This is a genomic window from Saccharopolyspora antimicrobica, from assembly GCF_003635025.1.
Lineage (GTDB): Bacteria > Actinomycetota > Actinomycetes > Mycobacteriales > Pseudonocardiaceae > Saccharopolyspora > Saccharopolyspora antimicrobica.
Genome location: NZ_RBXX01000002.1, coordinates 5,054,502 through 5,069,439 on the forward strand (window position 1 = coordinate 5,054,502; position 14,938 = coordinate 5,069,439).

At 71.3% G+C, this 14,938-nt stretch carries 14 protein-coding genes; 13 read left to right on the plus strand and 1 reads right to left on the minus strand.

Annotation, left to right across the window (positions count from 1 at the left end):
• Positions 1-76: 76 nt before the first annotated feature.
• Positions 77-1,120, minus strand: coding sequence for a hypothetical protein (locus tag ATL45_RS24315; RefSeq protein WP_093154008.1), 1,044 nt, complete (start codon positions 1,118-1,120; stop codon positions 77-79).
• Positions 1,121-1,621: 501 nt separating this feature from the next.
• Here ATL45_RS24315 and aspS point away from each other — a divergent pair.
• The 13 genes from aspS to ATL45_RS24380 all read left to right on the plus strand — a co-directional run bounded on the left by aspS (position 1,622) and on the right by ATL45_RS24380 (position 14,911).
• Positions 1,622-3,442: an aspartate--tRNA ligase gene (gene aspS / locus ATL45_RS24320; RefSeq protein ID WP_093154011.1), complete on the plus strand. Its 1,821-nt coding sequence runs from the start codon at positions 1,622-1,624 to the stop codon at positions 3,440-3,442.
• Positions 3,443-3,455: 13 nt separating this feature from the next.
• Positions 3,456-4,397 (plus strand): DUF389 domain-containing protein, encoded by a 942-nt coding sequence (locus ATL45_RS24325; protein ID WP_093154015.1) that lies wholly within the window; start codon positions 3,456-3,458, stop codon positions 4,395-4,397.
• Between the two features lie 208 nt (positions 4,398-4,605).
• Positions 4,606-5,811, plus strand: a complete 1,206-nt coding sequence (locus ATL45_RS24330; protein WP_374703878.1) for a hypothetical protein — start codon at positions 4,606-4,608, stop codon at positions 5,809-5,811.
• Positions 5,812-5,905: 94 nt separating this feature from the next.
• Positions 5,906-6,628 (plus strand): GNAT family N-acetyltransferase, encoded by a 723-nt coding sequence (locus tag ATL45_RS24335; RefSeq protein ID WP_093154020.1) that lies wholly within the window; start codon positions 5,906-5,908, stop codon positions 6,626-6,628.
• Between the two features lie 340 nt (positions 6,629-6,968).
• Entirely contained in the window at positions 6,969-7,346 is a 378-nt protein-coding gene (locus tag ATL45_RS38500) for a hypothetical protein (protein WP_143121673.1), read from the plus strand.
• 48 nt (positions 7,347-7,394) lie between these two features.
• Entirely contained in the window at positions 7,395-7,991 is a 597-nt protein-coding gene (locus ATL45_RS24345) for a carbonic anhydrase (protein ID WP_093154025.1), read from the plus strand.
• A 133-nt stretch (positions 7,992-8,124) separates the two neighbouring features.
• Positions 8,125-9,591, plus strand: a complete 1,467-nt coding sequence (locus ATL45_RS24350) for a SulP family inorganic anion transporter (RefSeq protein WP_246025516.1) — start codon at positions 8,125-8,127, stop codon at positions 9,589-9,591.
• A 167-nt stretch (positions 9,592-9,758) separates the two neighbouring features.
• Positions 9,759-11,114: a replication-associated recombination protein A gene (locus ATL45_RS24355; RefSeq protein WP_093154030.1), complete on the plus strand. Its 1,356-nt coding sequence runs from the start codon at positions 9,759-9,761 to the stop codon at positions 11,112-11,114.
• 305 nt (positions 11,115-11,419) lie between these two features.
• Entirely contained in the window at positions 11,420-12,382 is a 963-nt protein-coding gene (locus ATL45_RS24360; protein ID WP_093154032.1) for a 2-hydroxyacid dehydrogenase, read from the plus strand.
• 93 nt (positions 12,383-12,475) lie between these two features.
• Positions 12,476-12,883: a YciI family protein gene (locus tag ATL45_RS24365; RefSeq protein WP_093154035.1), complete on the plus strand. Its 408-nt coding sequence runs from the start codon at positions 12,476-12,478 to the stop codon at positions 12,881-12,883.
• A 5-nt stretch (positions 12,884-12,888) separates the two neighbouring features.
• Positions 12,889-14,022, plus strand: coding sequence for an RNA polymerase sigma factor (locus ATL45_RS24370; protein WP_093154037.1), 1,134 nt, complete (start codon positions 12,889-12,891; stop codon positions 14,020-14,022).
• A gap of 188 nt (positions 14,023-14,210) precedes the next feature.
• A complete protein-coding gene (locus ATL45_RS24375; protein WP_093154040.1) occupies positions 14,211-14,618 on the plus strand; it encodes a DUF948 domain-containing protein in 408 nt (135 codons plus the stop codon).
• The gene (locus tag ATL45_RS24380) at positions 14,615-14,911 is read left to right on the plus strand and encodes a hypothetical protein (protein ID WP_170210336.1); all 297 of its coding nucleotides are present in this window, start codon (positions 14,615-14,617) and stop codon (positions 14,909-14,911) included. Before ATL45_RS24375 ends, ATL45_RS24380 begins: the two co-directional genes overlap by 4 nt.
• Positions 14,912-14,938: the final 27 nt, after the last annotated feature.

The window sequence follows — 14,938 nt, forward strand, 5'->3', positions numbered from 1 at the left end:
CACCGGGTCCAACCGATGTTCGGAAGCGGCTGGATATTTAGTTACGCTGCGTATGTGCCTGTTTTGCCGGGTGCACCTATCGGGTGGTGGTGCGGGAGGACGAACTGCATCCCAGCTGGTCCTCGGGCTGCCACCGGACGCCGAAGACGCCCATCCCGAAGTCCAGCGCCACCGCGTGGGTGCGGCCGAACCGGTCCACGGTCAGCGGCTTCGGGGGCTCCACCTCCTGCGTGGTGGAGTCGCCGACGTAGCTCTCGCAGCGGGTCGGCGGGTGCGCCGGGTCGAACTGCAGCTCGGCCACGTACTGCCGCACCGGCAGCCGGAAGAGCCGGCAGAAGCTGTGCTCGACCTCGTTCGGGCCGGTCGGCGGGTCGATGATCTCGTACTCCAGCAGCAGCGTCTCGCCGCGGGCGAGCGCGCGGTCGAACAACAGCTCGGCGACCACCAGGTCACGGGCGTGATCGGTGAGCACCTGGCCGAGCCGGCAGGACCGGATGGGCCGGATGATCGGCGGGGTCTCCCCGGAGGAAGCGCCGTCGAACATGATCACCCAGCGGTCCACGCTGTTGGTCTCGGCCCGGACCAGCTTGCGGGTGCGGATCTTGCGCAGCTCACCGCGCTGGTCGACGTGCACCACGTCGTGGTGGCTGAGCCGGGCGAGCTTGCTGTCGTGGCTTGTGTCGATCTTGGTGAGCAGCTCGGCGGCCGACTCGTTCTCCGACCACAGCGCGCTCAGCGGCGGCGCCTCGGCCGGCGCCTGGCGGGTGCGGCCGCGCGGCCGCGGCGGGCCGAGCAGCGCGGACAGCGCGTTCTCCGGCACGCCCAGGACCTGTTCCAGCTGCTGGAGGGCGAGCAGGGAGTCCGGGCGCTCCGGGCGGCGCCGACCGGACTGCCAGTAGCTCAGCGCGGTGATGCTGACCGGTGTGCCGCGGGCGCGCAGCCGGTGCTGGATGCGCTCCAGGCTCAGTCGGCTGGCTCGGATCGCGGTGCGCAGGGCGACTTCGAACGGCCCGGTGCGCAGCAGTTCGGCGAGTTCGGCCGACAGCGCGTTCGTCCCGGGTTGCGCGGTCCGGACGGTCGGTTGCGCGGTCGGGCGGGCCTCCGTTTTCGGGCCGATCATCGTTACTCCTCGTGTCCGCCGAATCCGAACTTACGCTAATCAGTGGATCTGTGATCCGCAACGACCGAGTTCCGGTTGGCATCTCCAACTAAAGTCGGAACAGGGCTGGCTTAAGCTGGTATTCAAGTCCTCCGTGCTTCGCGGTCGCCGAACAATGCCGTTGCCCGATCGTCGATCGTGCTTCGAATCAAGTGAATTGTGACGCACCCGGCCCGAAATTGGTATCGACCATTTGGTGCCGCTGCGGCGAACGGGCGAACGCGACGAACCGCGCTTCGGTCCGCGGTGACGGGGAGCGATCGGCGGCCGGGACCGGTGACGCTGCGCCGCGGTGGATCGACGCGCGGCACCTGCCGGGCGTGCACTGGGGCTCGTTGGCTAGCCTTGAAGGCCTGCGTCCTGCCTGCTGAGCCCGCATGCGCTGCGGTCCCGGCAGTGCCGGCGACACCGAAAGCAATGCCGTCGAAACGCTGCAACAGCGGAAGAAGGAGCTCAGTACCCGTGATGCGCACGCACGAGACCGGATCGCTGCGCGCCGGTCATGCCGGGCAGACCGTCACCCTCGCCGGGTGGGTGGCGCGCCGTCGCGATCACGGCGGGGTCATCTTCATCGATCTGCGCGACGCTTCGGGCGTCGCCCAGGTCGTCTTCCGCGAGGGCGAGATGGCCGAGCTGGCCCACCGGCTGCGCTCCGAGTTCTGCGTCCAGGTCACCGGTGAGGTGACCCGCCGCCCGGAGGGCAACGAGAACCCGGAGATCCCGACCGGTGAGATCGAGGTGACCGCCACCGAGCTGGTGGTGCTCTCCGAGTCCGCGCCGCTGCCGTTCCCGCTGGACGAGCACCTGGAGGTCGGCGAGGAGGTGCGGCTCAAGCACCGCTACCTCGACCTGCGCCGCGCCGAGCCGGCCAGGGCCATGCGGATGCGCAGCGAGATCAACCGCATCGCGCGCGAGGTCCTGCACGACCGCGACTTCGTCGAGGTCGAGACGCCGACCATGACCCGCTCGACGCCGGAGGGCGCGCGGGACTTCCTGATCCCGGCCCGGCTGCAGCCCGGCAACTGGTACGCGCTGCCGCAGTCGCCGCAGCTGTTCAAGCAGCTGCTGATGGTCGGCGGGCTGGAGCGGTACTACCAGATCGCGCGCTGCTACCGGGACGAGGACTTCCGCGCCGACCGGCAGCCGGAGTTCACCCAGCTCGACATCGAGATGAGCTTCGTCGAGCAGGACGACGTCATCGAGCTGGGCGAGGCGATCGTGGCCGCGCTGTGGGGCAAGGTGGCCGGCTACGAGATCCCGCGCCCGTTCCCGCGGATGACCTACGCCGACGCGATGGCCAAGTACGGCTCGGACAAGCCGGACCTGCGCTTCGGCCTCGAGCTCACCGAGATGACCGAGTACTTCAAGGACACCCCGTTCCGGGTGTTCAAGGCTCCTTACGTCGGTGCCGTGGTGATGCCGGGCGGCGCGAGCCAGCCGCGGCGGCAGCTCGACGCCTGGCAGGAGTGGGCCAAGCAGCGCGGGCACAAGGGCCTGGCCTACGTGCTCGTCGGCGAGGACGGCACGCTTTCCGGCCCGGTGGCCAAGAACCTCTCCGAGAGCGAGCGCGAAGGCCTGGCCAAGACCGTCGGCGCCAACCCGGGCGACTGCGTGTTCTTCGCCGCCGGTCCGCGCTCGGCGGCCCGCGGCCTGCTCGGCGCGGCCCGGCTGGAGATCGGTGAGCGCTGCGGCCTGATCGACCACGACGCCTGGTCGTTCGTGTGGATCGTCGACGCGCCGATGTTCGAGCCGGTGGACGAGAGCGACGACGTGGCGGTCGGCAGCGGTCGCTGGACCGCCGTGCACCACCCGTTCACCTCGCCGAACGCCGACTGGGTGGACAACTTCGAGCAGGACCCGGCCAACGCGCTGGCCTGGGCCTACGACATCGTCTGCAACGGCAACGAGATCGGCGGCGGCTCGATCCGTATCCACCGCTCCGACGTCCAGGAGCGGGTGTTCGAGCTGCTGGGCATCTCCCAGGAGCAGGCGCAGGACAAGTTCGGCTTCCTGCTGGACGCGTTCAAGTTCGGCCCGCCGCCGCACGGCGGCATCGCCTTCGGCTGGGACCGGATCTGCATGCTGCTTGCCGGTGCGAACTCGCTGCGCGACGTCATCGCGTTCCCGAAGAGCGGCGGCGGGTTCGACCCGCTGACCTCGGCGCCGTCCCCGATCACCATCGAGCAGCGCAAGGAAGCGGGCATCGACGCCAAGCCGGCCGCCAAGGTCGGCGACGAGAGCATCTCGGTGTTCCCGCCCGGCATCGTGGAGAAGCAGGGCTGACCGGCGGCGCGGCGTGCTGCACCTGCGGGTGATCTGCCCGGCCGAGCACACCGAAGGGGTGCTGGCCGGGCTCCAGCAGCACCCGGGTGCGGCGCACGTCGTGCTGGTGCGCGGCGGTGCGCTGGAGCCGGCGGGCGATCTGATCGAGGTCGACCTGGCGCGGGAGGCCGCCGACGACGTGCTGGCCGCGATCCGGGCCTCGGAGCTGACCGAGGTCGGCGCGGTGACCATCACCGATGCGGGCACCACGATGTCGGCGCGCGCGGAACGGGCCGAGGCCGCCGCGCCCGGTGACGCCGACGACGCGGTGGTGTGGGACGAGCTGATCGCCCGCACGGGCGAGGAGTCCCGGCTCACCGGCACCTTCCTGGCCTTCCTGTGCTTGGCCTGCGTGCTCGCGGCGGTCGGGGTGGTCACCGACTCGCCGGTGACGATCGTCGGCGCGATGGTGGTCGGGCCCGAGTTCGGGCCGCTGGCCGCCATCGCGGTCGGGCTGGTGGCGCGGCGCTGGCTGCTGGTCCGGCGAGCCGCGCTGGCGCTGGCCGTCGGCTTCCCGGTGGCCATGCTGGTCACCGCGGCCGCCGCGCTCGGCGGCGAGTGGAGCGGGCTGATCAGCAGCACCTCGCTGCCCGCGGACAGCGAGGTGTCGTTCGTCTACCAGGTCGGCTGGTCGTCGCTGATCGTGTCGTTGCTCGCCGGGGCGGCCGGGATGCTCTCGCTGACCTCGGCGAAGTCGGCCGTGCTGGTCGGCGTGTTCATCTCGGTCACGACGGTGCCCGCCGCTGGGTACGCGGTGGTCGCCGCGACGCTGGGCGACTGGGTGCAGTGCGCCAGTTCGATCGCGCAGCTCGCGGTGAACCTGGTGGGCATCGTGGTGTCCGCGACGGTGGTGCTCCTGCTCAGGGCCAAGCGGGCGCGCCCGGGTGAGGGCATACCCACGAGGGAAATGCTGTAGGTGGGATCGCCGTGCAACCTGGACGGCTCGCCGTTCCGTCTTGGTCGAGGGGCAGTGCGCACGGGGCCGATCGGCCGCCGCGGGAGTGGCGGACGGCTGTCCACCGTCGAACACGCTGCGATTACGACTGCTGACCGGTTGTGCGTCACTTGACCGGTTATGGCAGCTCGGGTTCATGTTGTGGGGGTAGTGTCTGGAGACGATGAGCGTGGAGATCACCACCGGCCCCCCGGAGGTTCGCGTCCCGGTCAGCACCGAGGCGACAGACACCGTCGGGACCGCGGAAGCTGTGCTGAGCAAGCGGACCGGAGCACCGGTCCGGCTTGCTGATGCCGAGGATCTCGGCGGTAGCGACCGCTCGGTAGTCATGCGGGTGCGGATCGCCGAGTCGCCCTTCGAGCTGCCCAGGACCGTCGTGGTCAAGCACTACGGCGAGTGTCCGGTGGAAGCCCGGTCGGATCCGTTCGCACACGAAGCGGCGAGCTGCCAGCTCACCACGGCGCTGCCGCCCGAGGCGCGGGTCGGCCCCGAGCTGATCGCGCACGACGCGGGCGAGCGCCTGCTGGTGCTGGAGGACCTCGGACGCGGTTCCACCCTGGCCGACGTCCTGTTCGCCGACGACTCCCGCGTCGCCGAACGCGCGCTGCTGGGTTGGGCGCGCGCGCTCGGTCGGCTGCACAGCACCACTGCGGGCTGCGAGGCCGACTTCGACGCGCTGATGCGGCGGCTGGGCGCCAAGTCGTGGACCGACCCGGTGGCCGACGACATCGTGCGCTCGGCCTCCGAGCTGCCCGAGCTGCTCACCCAGGTCCTCGGCGTGGACACCTCGCCGGGGATGGTCGAGCGGCTCAACGCCGCGACCGAGCTGCTCCGGTCGAGCCGGTACCGGGCCTTCAGCCCGTCGGACATCTGCCCGGACAACAGCCTGGTGACCGGCAGCGGTGTGCGGTTCCTGGACTTCGAGTGGGGCTGCGTGCGCGACGTCGCGATGGACGCGGCGTACCTGCAGTACCCGTTCCCGTCGTCCTGGTGCTCGTACGCGCTGCCGGACAACCTCGCCGAGAGCATGTTGTCCACCTGGCGCTCGGAGATCGCCGAGGTCTGGCCGGAGCTGGACGACGATGACGTGCTGCTGCCGCGGCTGTTCGACGCGCAGCTGCTGTGGGTCTGGGTGTCGACGTGGTGGTTCCTGCCGCGCACCGGCGAGACCGACCGGCCCATCGACATGCACATGCCCTCGCCGCGCCGCAGCACGGCGCTGGTGGACCGCTGGCGGCACCTGCGGGCCGATGCGGTGTCGGCCGGGCTGGACGACGTCGCGGAGTTCGCCGACCAGGTGGTCGACGCGCTGGTCGACCGCTTCGGCGCCGGCGCGCTGCACCTGCAGCCCTACCCGGCGTTCCGCACGGAGTGAGCTCCGCCGGAGCGAGAAAGGCGTTGCGAGGCTGGTTCACCACCTGATTGGATGTATATCCAGAAGTCTGGATGATATGCATCGGTGGTGGGGGATGGTTCCGTTCAGCGCGGCGATCGAGCGGGCGGCTGCGGCCACCTGGCCGGCTTCGACGGTGCAGCGGGCGGACGGCTGGCTCCTGCGGCACTGCGAACTGCTCCGGCGCAAGCGCTCGAACTCGGCGCTCCCGCCGGAGCAGGGCTGGAGCCGGGGCGGCGTCGAGCGGGTGGAGGAGTTCTACGCGGCTCGTGGCGCGGCGGTGATCATCCAGGTGAGCCCGCTGGACCGGCACGCCCAGCTGGACGCAGCGCTCGCCGACCGGGGCTATCGGCTGGTCTCGCCCACCGAGGTCATGTTCGCCGACGCCGGGCAGGTGTCCGTCGCCTGCGCTGCGGGGGAGTTCGACGTGCGGCTCGAACCGCGTCCGAGCCCGTCCTGGCTGGCCGCGGTCGAAGCGGTGGGCGGTGCGCCGGAGCCGAGCCTGGACCGGGTGCCGCAGCCCGCGCGGTTCGCGATCGCGGAGCGCGGCGGGACGCCGGTCGGTGTCGGGATGTTCGCCGGGGCGGCGGGCTGGTGCGGCGTCTACGGGATGGCCACGCATCCGGACTGGCGGCGGCGCGGCGTGGCCACCGCGCTCCTGCGGGCGGGCGCGCGATGGGCGGCCGAGTCGGGTTCGCGGCTCTTTCTGCAGGTCGAAGTGGACAACCCCGGTGCGCGGCGGCTTTATGCGGCGCTGGGTTTCCGGACCGCGCACCGCTACCACTACCGGGTTCGCTGAACAGCAGCGTTTCCGGCACGTTTCGTCCCGGAATATTCCGGCGGCTCGCGGCCGTACACTCGATCCGGTAATACTGGTCACATCTCCGATACTTTCCGTAGCGAACAGTGCTGACGCACCGCAGTGATAGGTGGAGTGTCCACCCGGCAGTCGGGTGAATTCGCAGGTCGCAACCGATTGATTAACATATCTTCATTGGTTTCGGCGCGCGGCGGCGCAAGATTGCGACTTGCGCTCAGGTGGCAGTCGTCGGATACCGTTAGTTCAGCGTTTCGCTACTTCCCCCCTCTACCGTCGATGTCGCCGGTGGGGGATGAGCTGCCCAATTTCGGAGGATTCGGTGCACAGCAAGGTTTGGCGGGTGACGAGAGCGGGGCTGTTCCTGCTGTTGTCGATCGCGCTCGCCGTGCTGGGCCCGACCCAGGCGACCGGCGAGGGCTGCTCACCGCCGCGCTGGGGGCCTGCGGAAACCAACGAGACCAAGGAGAACCGGGACAGCGAGAAGCTGCGCGAGCGGCTGCCTGGCGTCGCGCTGAACCGTCGCTGCGGGGCCCGGGCGGAAGCCCGGCGGGAACCGCTGCCCCGTGTGCTGCAACCCGCCCATGGTGTCGAAATCCGGCCGCGCGCGCGAATCCTCCCAAATCCTGGGAGCGATCCTTACCACGAATTCATGAAGCTTAAACATTCACCTGCCGTGCTCCAGGTGGTCCGGCACTGATCGGTCCCGCTCGCCGACATTTCCATGCTGACGACACGGAGACCCTCAATGAGCTTCGAACATTTCGTGCGACACGCCCGACGTCACCCGGACACGCTTTCCGCTGCCCGCAGGCAGCAGCTGGCCGCCGGGCAGAAACCGTCCGCGCTGTTCATCGGCTGCTCCGATTCGCGGGTGATCCCCTCGCAGATCACCGGTGCGGAACCGGGCACCCTGTTCGAACTGCGGACCGCCGGCAATGTGGTGCCGAAATACGCGCCGGACTCGGCGTCCAGCGAAATGGCCACCATCGAATACGCGGTGCTGGTGCTGCGCGTGCCGGAGATCATCGTCTGCGGCCACTCGCACTGCGGCGCGGTCACCGCGCTGACCGTGGCCGGGCGCGGGTTGGAGGAGCTCCCCGCGCTGTGCACCTGGCTGGGCACCGGTTCGCTGACCGGCGTCGACCCCGAGGACCCCAGCGTCCGCTCGGAGAGCAAGCGGCACATCCTGGAGCAGCTGCGCACGTTGCGCGAGTACCCGTTCATCCGGGACCGCATCGACGCCGGTGAACTGCGGCTGCACGGCTGGTTCTACGAGATCGACACCGGCCTGGTCTACACGTGCCCGAAGAGCACGGAAGAGCCGGACTTCCTCCCGCTGTAACCCACGCACCCCGACCGCGCCGCGCGCCACGAAGCACGCGGCGCGATGTCGGCATCCCGGAAAACGTTTCAACTCGCCCTGGAGGGGCACTGTGACTCGACTCGAAATACCCGCTCAGCGCCGGAAGTCCGGCGTGCCTCGTTGGCCGAAGGCGACCTTCGGCGCCGATCTGGGCGCCTCGCTCGTGGTGTTCCTGGTGGCGGTGCCGCTGTGCGTCGGCGTGGCCGTCGCCTCCGGCGTGCCCGCCGAGCTGGGCATCGTCACCGGCATCGTCGGCGGTCTGCTGGTCGGGCTGCTGCCCGGCAGCACGATGCAGGTCAGCGGCCCGGCCGCAGGCCTCACCGTGCTGGTGGCCTCGGCGGTGGACCAGCACGGGCTCGCCGCGCTGGGCGTCATCGTGCTCGGCGCCGGCGTGCTGCAGATCCTGCTGGGCATCAGCAGGCTTGGCACCTGGTTCCGGGCGATCTCGCCCTCGGTGGTGCAGGGCATGCTGGCCGGCATCGGCCTGGTGCTGATCCTCGGCCAGATCTACCCGGTCGGCGGCCTCGCCCAGCCGGAGACCACGCTGGCCAAGTTCAGCGGTATCCCCGACCTGCTCGTGGCGATGGTGACCACGCCGGCGGGCATCAGCGGCCTGGCGCTGGCTGCGCTCGCGCTGCTGATCATGACTTTCTGGAAGAAGGCCCCGCAGAAGGTGCGGCTGGTTCCGGGCGCTCTCGCGGCGGTGGTGATCACCAGCGCGCTGGCGGTGCTGCTGGCGCTGCCGGTGCACAAGGTGGAGGTCGGGTCGCTGCTGGCGGCGCTGAACCCGCCCGCGTTCTCGGCCTGGGGCTCGCTGCTCGACCCGGCGGTGCTCGGCTCGATCGTGACCTTCGCGCTGATCGCCTCGGCGGAGAGCCTGTTCAGCGCCGCCGCCGTGGACCGCATGCACGACGGGCCGAAGACCCAGTACAACAAGGAGCTCGTCGCCCAGGGCGTGGGCAACACCGTCTGCGGCGTGTTCGGCGCGCTGCCGATGACCGCGGTGATCGTGCGCAGCTCCGCCAACGTGCAGGCGGGCGCCAAGACGAAGCTGTCCCGCGTGCTGCACGGCGGCTGGCTCCTGCTGTTCGTCGTGCTGCTGCCGGGCGTGCTGTCGTTCATCCCGACGGCGGTGCTGGCCGCGCTGCTGATCCAGGCCGGGTGGAAGCTGCTCGAACTGCGGCAGGTCGCCGTGCTGGTCCGGGAGAACCGCTCAGAGGCCTTCGTGCTGATCCTCACCGCGGGCATGATCGTGGCCACCGACCTGCTGATCGGCACGCTCGCCGGGCTGGCCGTCGCGATCGTCAAGACCGCGATCGAGGTGTCCCGGCTCTCGGTCAAGGCCGAGGACGGCGCCGAGCAGGTGCGCGTCGAACTGGGCGGCAACGCGACCTTCCTGCGGCTGCCGCGGCTGCTGGACCACCTGGAGAAGCTGCCCGCGGGCAAGCACGTCCACCTGGACCTGACGATGGTCCGGCACCTCGACCGGGCCTGCCACCAGGCCGTCGAGCACTGGGCCGCGCAGCGTCGGCGCAGCGACGGCACCGTCGAGGTGGCTCTGCCCGCCAGCGTCGGCTGACCCTGGACGATTGATTCCGTACGCGTTTTGCGCGGCGGCCCGGGTAGCGGAACCTCAAGGGTCGCTGCGGCCCAAACGGAATCAATCGTCTCGTGGGTGCGCGGCGGGTGCCGCGCACCCACGACCAGGCGGGCGGGGGCGTCGGGGGCGAGCGGTAGCGTCGGGGTGTGAGCGAGGGCCTGTTCGACGAGGGACTGTTCGGCGCCGACACCGAGCAACGCGCCGGTGAGCGGTTGGCCGAGAACGCGCCGTTGGCGGCGCGGATGCGGCCCCGCTCGCTCGACGAGGTCGTCGGCCAGCAGCACCTGCTGGGCGCCGGCGCACCGCTGCGCAGGCTGGTGGAGGGCGGCGCTCCGGCGTCGGTGCTGCTCTACGGCCCGCCCGGTACCGGCAAGACGACCTTGGCCAACCTCGTCTCGCTGGCCACCGGACGCCGGTTCGCGGCGCTGTCCGCGCTGTCGTCCGGGGTGAAGGAGGTTCGCGCGGTCATCGAGGAGGCCCGGCGCCGCCTCGGCCGCTCCGGCGAGTCGACCGTGCTGTTCATCGACGAGGTGCACCGCTTCTCCAAGACGCAGCAGGACGCGCTGCTCGGCGCGGTCGAGGACCGCACCGTGCTGCTGGTGGCGGCCACCACGGAGAACCCCTACTCCTCGGTGGTGGCCCCGCTGCTGTCGCGGTCGCTGGTGCTGCAGCTGCGCAGCCTCGAAGACGACGACATCCGCACGCTGGTGCGCCGCGCGGTCGTCGAGGAGCGCGGACTGGGCGGGGCGCTGCGGCTGACCGGGGAAGCCGAAGACCACCTGGTGGCACTGGCCGGCGGCGACGCGCGGCGGGCGCTGACCGCGCTGGAGGCCGCGGCGGAGTCGGCGAGCTCGACCGGTGCGGAGGCCATCGACCTGGCCACCGTCGAGGCCACCGTGAACCGCGCCGCCGTGCTCTACGACAAGGGCGGCGACCAGCACTACGACATCGCCAGCGCGTTCATCAAGTCCATCCGCGGCTCCGATGTGGACGCGGCGCTGCACTACCTGGCCCGGATGGTCGAGGCCGGCGAGGACCCGCGGTTCATCGCGCGGCGGCTGGTGGTGCACGCCAGCGAGGACATCGGGATGGCCGACCCGACCGCGCTGCAGGCCGCGGTCGCGGCGGCGCACGCGGTGCAGTTCATCGGCATGCCCGAAGGCCGGCTGGCGCTGGCCCAGGCCACCATCCACCTGGCCACCGCGCCGAAGTCGAACGCGGTGATCACGGCCATCGACGCGGCCTCCAGCGACGTGCGCGCGGGCAAGGGCGGCCCGGTCCCGCCGCACCTGCGCGACGGGCACTACGCGGGCGCGAAGAAGCTCGGCAACGCCCAGGGCTACCAGTACCCGCACAACCGCCCGGAGGGCGTGCTGAGCCAGCAGTACCCACCGGACGAGCTGGTCGGACGCGACTACTACGAGCCCACGGGCCGAGGAGCGGAGCGCGCGCTGGGCGAGCGGGTTCCCAAGCTGCGCGACATCATCCGCGGCAAGGGCTGAAGACTGGATTCCATACGCGTTCTGCGTGGCGGTGCGGGTGGCGGAACCTCAGAGGCTTTCTCGACTGCGGGATCCCGTTCTTATGTGTATCCGATACACGGCGAACGGGCTGTCCTCGCGAGAAAGCCCCTGAGAACCCGCGGCGGTGCCGGTTGCGAGGGTGGGCTATGCGCCTGCGGCGCATGCGACGGCTCGTGCCGCTGTTGCCGGAGGCATCGCGGCTGCGGTTTGCGACCGTCGCGATGGTCGATCGGCGGTGCCCGGGCGGGTAGGTTCCGATCGGATTCGTCGCGAGGAGGTCGTTGGTGGACAAGCGGATCGTGGTCACCCGGACGGTGCCGGAGTCGGCGGTGGAGGTGCTGCGGGAGGCCGGAGCGGTGCACGTGTGCTCGCAGGACGGGCCGCTCTCGGTACCCGAGCTGCACGACGCCGTGCGGGGCGCGCACGCGATCGTGACGATGCTGCACGACCGGGTCGACGCCGAGCTGGTGGCCGCTGCCGGGCCTCAGCTGCAGGTGGTGGCCAACGTCGCCGTCGGCTACGACAACATCGACGTGCCCGCCGTGACCGAGCGCGGCGTCACCGTGACCAACACCCCGGGCGTGCTCGTCGACGCGACCGCCGACCTCGCGTTCGGCCTGCTGCTGATGGTCACCCGCCGCCTCGGGGAGGGCGAACGGCTGCTGCGCGCCCGCGAGCCCTGGACCTTCCACCTCGGCTTCATGCTCGGCACCGGCCTGCAGGGCAAGACGCTCGGGATCGTCGGGCTCGGCGACATCGGGCAGGCCGTCGCCCGCCGCGCCCGCGCCTTCGGGATGAACATCGCCTACACCGGGCGCCGCCGGGCCCCCGTCGAAGTGGAGACCGAGCTCGACGCGCGCCACCTGCCGCTGGAGGAGCTGCTGCGCACCGCCGACGTGGTGTCCCTGCACTGCCCGCTCACCGAGCAGACCCGCCACCTCATCGACGCGGCGGCGCTGTCGGCGATGAAGCCGACCGCCTTCCTGGTCAACACCAGCCGCGGCCCCGTGGTCGACGAGAAGGCGCTCGCGGAGGCGCTGCACGAGGGCCGGATCGCCGGTGCCGCGCTGGACGTCTTCGAGCACGAGCCCGCGGTCGAGCCGGCGCTGCTGGAGCTGGACAACGTCGCGATCGCCCCGCACCTGGGCTCGGCCACCGTCGAGACCCGCACCGCCATGGCCGAACTCGCCGCCCGCAACGTCGCCGCCGTCCTGCGCGGCGCGGAGCCGATCACCCCGGTGGGATGAGAGCGGCCGGAAGAATTCTCGGCGAGGATGTCGAGAACCGGCGACCGGCTCCGTCCCCGAGGTGAAAGCGAACTCGCACCGAGGAGGCCCACCATGGCCAAGTACCTGCTGCTCAAGCACTACCGCGGCGCGCCGGCCGCGGTCAACGACGTCCCGATGAACCAGTGGACGCCCGAGGAGATCTCGGCGCACGTGCAGTACATGAACGACTTCGCCGCCCGGCTGGAGGAGACCGGCGAGTACGTCGACAGCCAGGCGCTCTCCCCGGAGGGCACCTTCGTCCGCTACGACGGCGAGGGGCGCCCGCCGGTCACCGACGGCCCGTTCGCCGAGACCAAGGACGTCATCGCGGGCTGGATGGTGATCGACGTCGACAGCTACGAGCGCGCGCTCGAACTGGCGGCCGAGCTCTCCGCGGCGCCCGGGGCGGGCGGGAAGCCGATCCACGAGTGGCTCGAACTGCGCCCGTTCCTGGGCACCTCGCCCACCGTCGCGGAGTGACGCGGGTGGACGAGGCGCTGATCCGGAGCCTCACCCCGCAGGTGATCGGAGTCCTCGTCCGCCGCGGAGCCGACTTCGCGGCGGCCGAGGACGCCGTCCAGGACGCGCTGGTCGAGGCGGTCCGCGGCTGGCCGGAGGACCCGCCGCGGGACCCGAAGGGCTGGTTGATCACCGTCGCCTGGAACCGGTTCCTCGACGCGACCAGGGCGGACGCCGCTCGCCGCAGGCGGGAGGACCGCGCCGAGGAGGAGCCGGTGGCGGCGCCCGACGTGGACGACACGCTGCAGCTGTACTTCCTGTGCGCCCACCCGTCGCTGACGCCGTCGTCCGCGGTCGCGCTCACGCTGCGCGCCGTCGGCGGGCTGACCACCCGCCAGATCGCGCAGGCCTACCTGGTGCCGGAGTCGACGATGGCGCAGCGGATCAGCCGGGCCAAGCGCACCGTCTCCGGCGTGCGGTTCGACCAGCCAGGCGATGTCGCCACCGTGCTGCGCGTGCTCTACCTGGTCTTCAACGAGGGCTACTCGGGCGACGTCGACCTCTCCGCCGAGGCCATCCGGCTCACCCGGCAGCTGGTGGCCGCCATCGACCACCCCGAGGTCGCGGGGCTGCTCGCGCTCATGCTGCTGCACCACGCCCGGCGCGCCACCCGCACCGCGCCCGACGGCGGTCTGGTGCCGCTCGCGGAGCAGGACCGGAGCCGGTGGGACACCGGGATGATCGCCGAGGGCGTCGAGATCCTGCAGGCCGCGCTCGCCCGCGACCGGCTGGGCGAGTACCAGGCCCAGGCCGCCATCGCGGCGCTCCACGCCGATGCGCCCACCGCGGCGGAGACGGACTGGCCGCAGATCGTCGAGTGGTACGACGAGCTCGTGCGCTTGACCGGCAGCCCGGTCGTCCGGCTCAACCGCGCGGTGGCCGTCGGCGAGGCCGATGGCCCGCGCGCGGGCCTGGCCGCGCTCGCCGAGCTGGACGCCGCACTGCCCCGCCACGCGGCGGTGGCGGCGTACCTCCACGAGCGCGACGGCGACCTGGCGACCGCGGCCCGGCTGTACGCGGAGGCAGCGCAGAAGGCCTCCAACGTCGCCGAGCGCGACTACCTCGTGCGCCAGGCCGCCCGGCTCAACGCCGACCGATGATGACCCGAGTTCGCGCGGGCTGAATCCGGGCGGGAAATGCGCGCGGAACTCGCGTTTTTCCACCCGATCGATCGGCCGCGACCGGGTGCGCAGCTGGGGGAGCGGTGCCGGTAACCTGAGCGGCGATCAACAGGCCGGGGCGCAACGGCCCGGCCTGACGGAAATGACGTGGAAATACGGGAGGGCACGTGACGCCCACGCAGATCGCCGCGCTGATCGCCGCCGGAGCGTTCGTGCTGCTGGTCGTGCTGCTGGCGATCCCGCTGATCAAGCTCGGCCGGACCTTGGACGAGGCGACCATCGCGATCCGCAAGGCGCACGAGAACTCCGACCCGCTGTTCACCGGCGCGAATTCGACGATCACTCACGTCAACACCCAGCTGGAGCGGGTGGACGGGATCACCGCCAACGCCAAGACGATCAGCGGCAACGTCTCGGCGCTGTCCTCGCTGTTCACGGCTACACTGGGTGGCCCGTTGGTGAAGACGGCGGCGTTCTCCTACGGGGTCAGCAAGGCGCTGCGCGCACGCCGCAAGCGCAAGCAGGAGCCCACTGGCCGGCACTTCCGCCGCAAGGGCAAAGGGGGGCGCAAGTGAGCCGCCTGTTCTGGTTCGGCGCCGGCGTCGCGGCCGGTGCCGTGGTGATGCGCAAGCTCAACGAGACCGCGCGCAAGGCGACTCCGACGGGCATGGCCGAGCAGCTCGGCGGCGCGATGCGCGAGCTGGCCGGCGCGGTCGGCTCGTTCGGCGCCGAGGTGCGCGCCGGGATGCAGGAGCGCGAGGATGAGCTGCAGGAAGTCGTGAACAACGCCGACACGGTGCAGTTCCGGCGGATCGACGCGGCTCCGGACTCGGGCGGTGCCCGGCGAGCTCGCCGGGCGGGTCGCTGACGTCGGCGCCACGCCGCCAGCCGCTCG

Bases quoted from the DNA above. Each gene is read 5' to 3' on its own strand.
- ATL45_RS24315 (WP_093154008.1), bottom strand. From the start codon at position 1,120: ATGATCGGCCCGAAAACGGAGGCCCGCCCGACCGCGCAACCGACCGTC.
- ATL45_RS24335 (WP_093154020.1), top strand. From the start codon at position 5,906: ATGGTTCCGTTCAGCGCGGCGATCGAGCGGGCGGCTGCGGCCACCTGG.
- ATL45_RS24345 (WP_093154025.1), top strand. From the start codon at position 7,395: ATGAGCTTCGAACATTTCGTGCGACACGCCCGACGTCACCCGGACACG.
- ATL45_RS24365 (WP_093154035.1), top strand. From the start codon at position 12,476: ATGGCCAAGTACCTGCTGCTCAAGCACTACCGCGGCGCGCCGGCCGCG.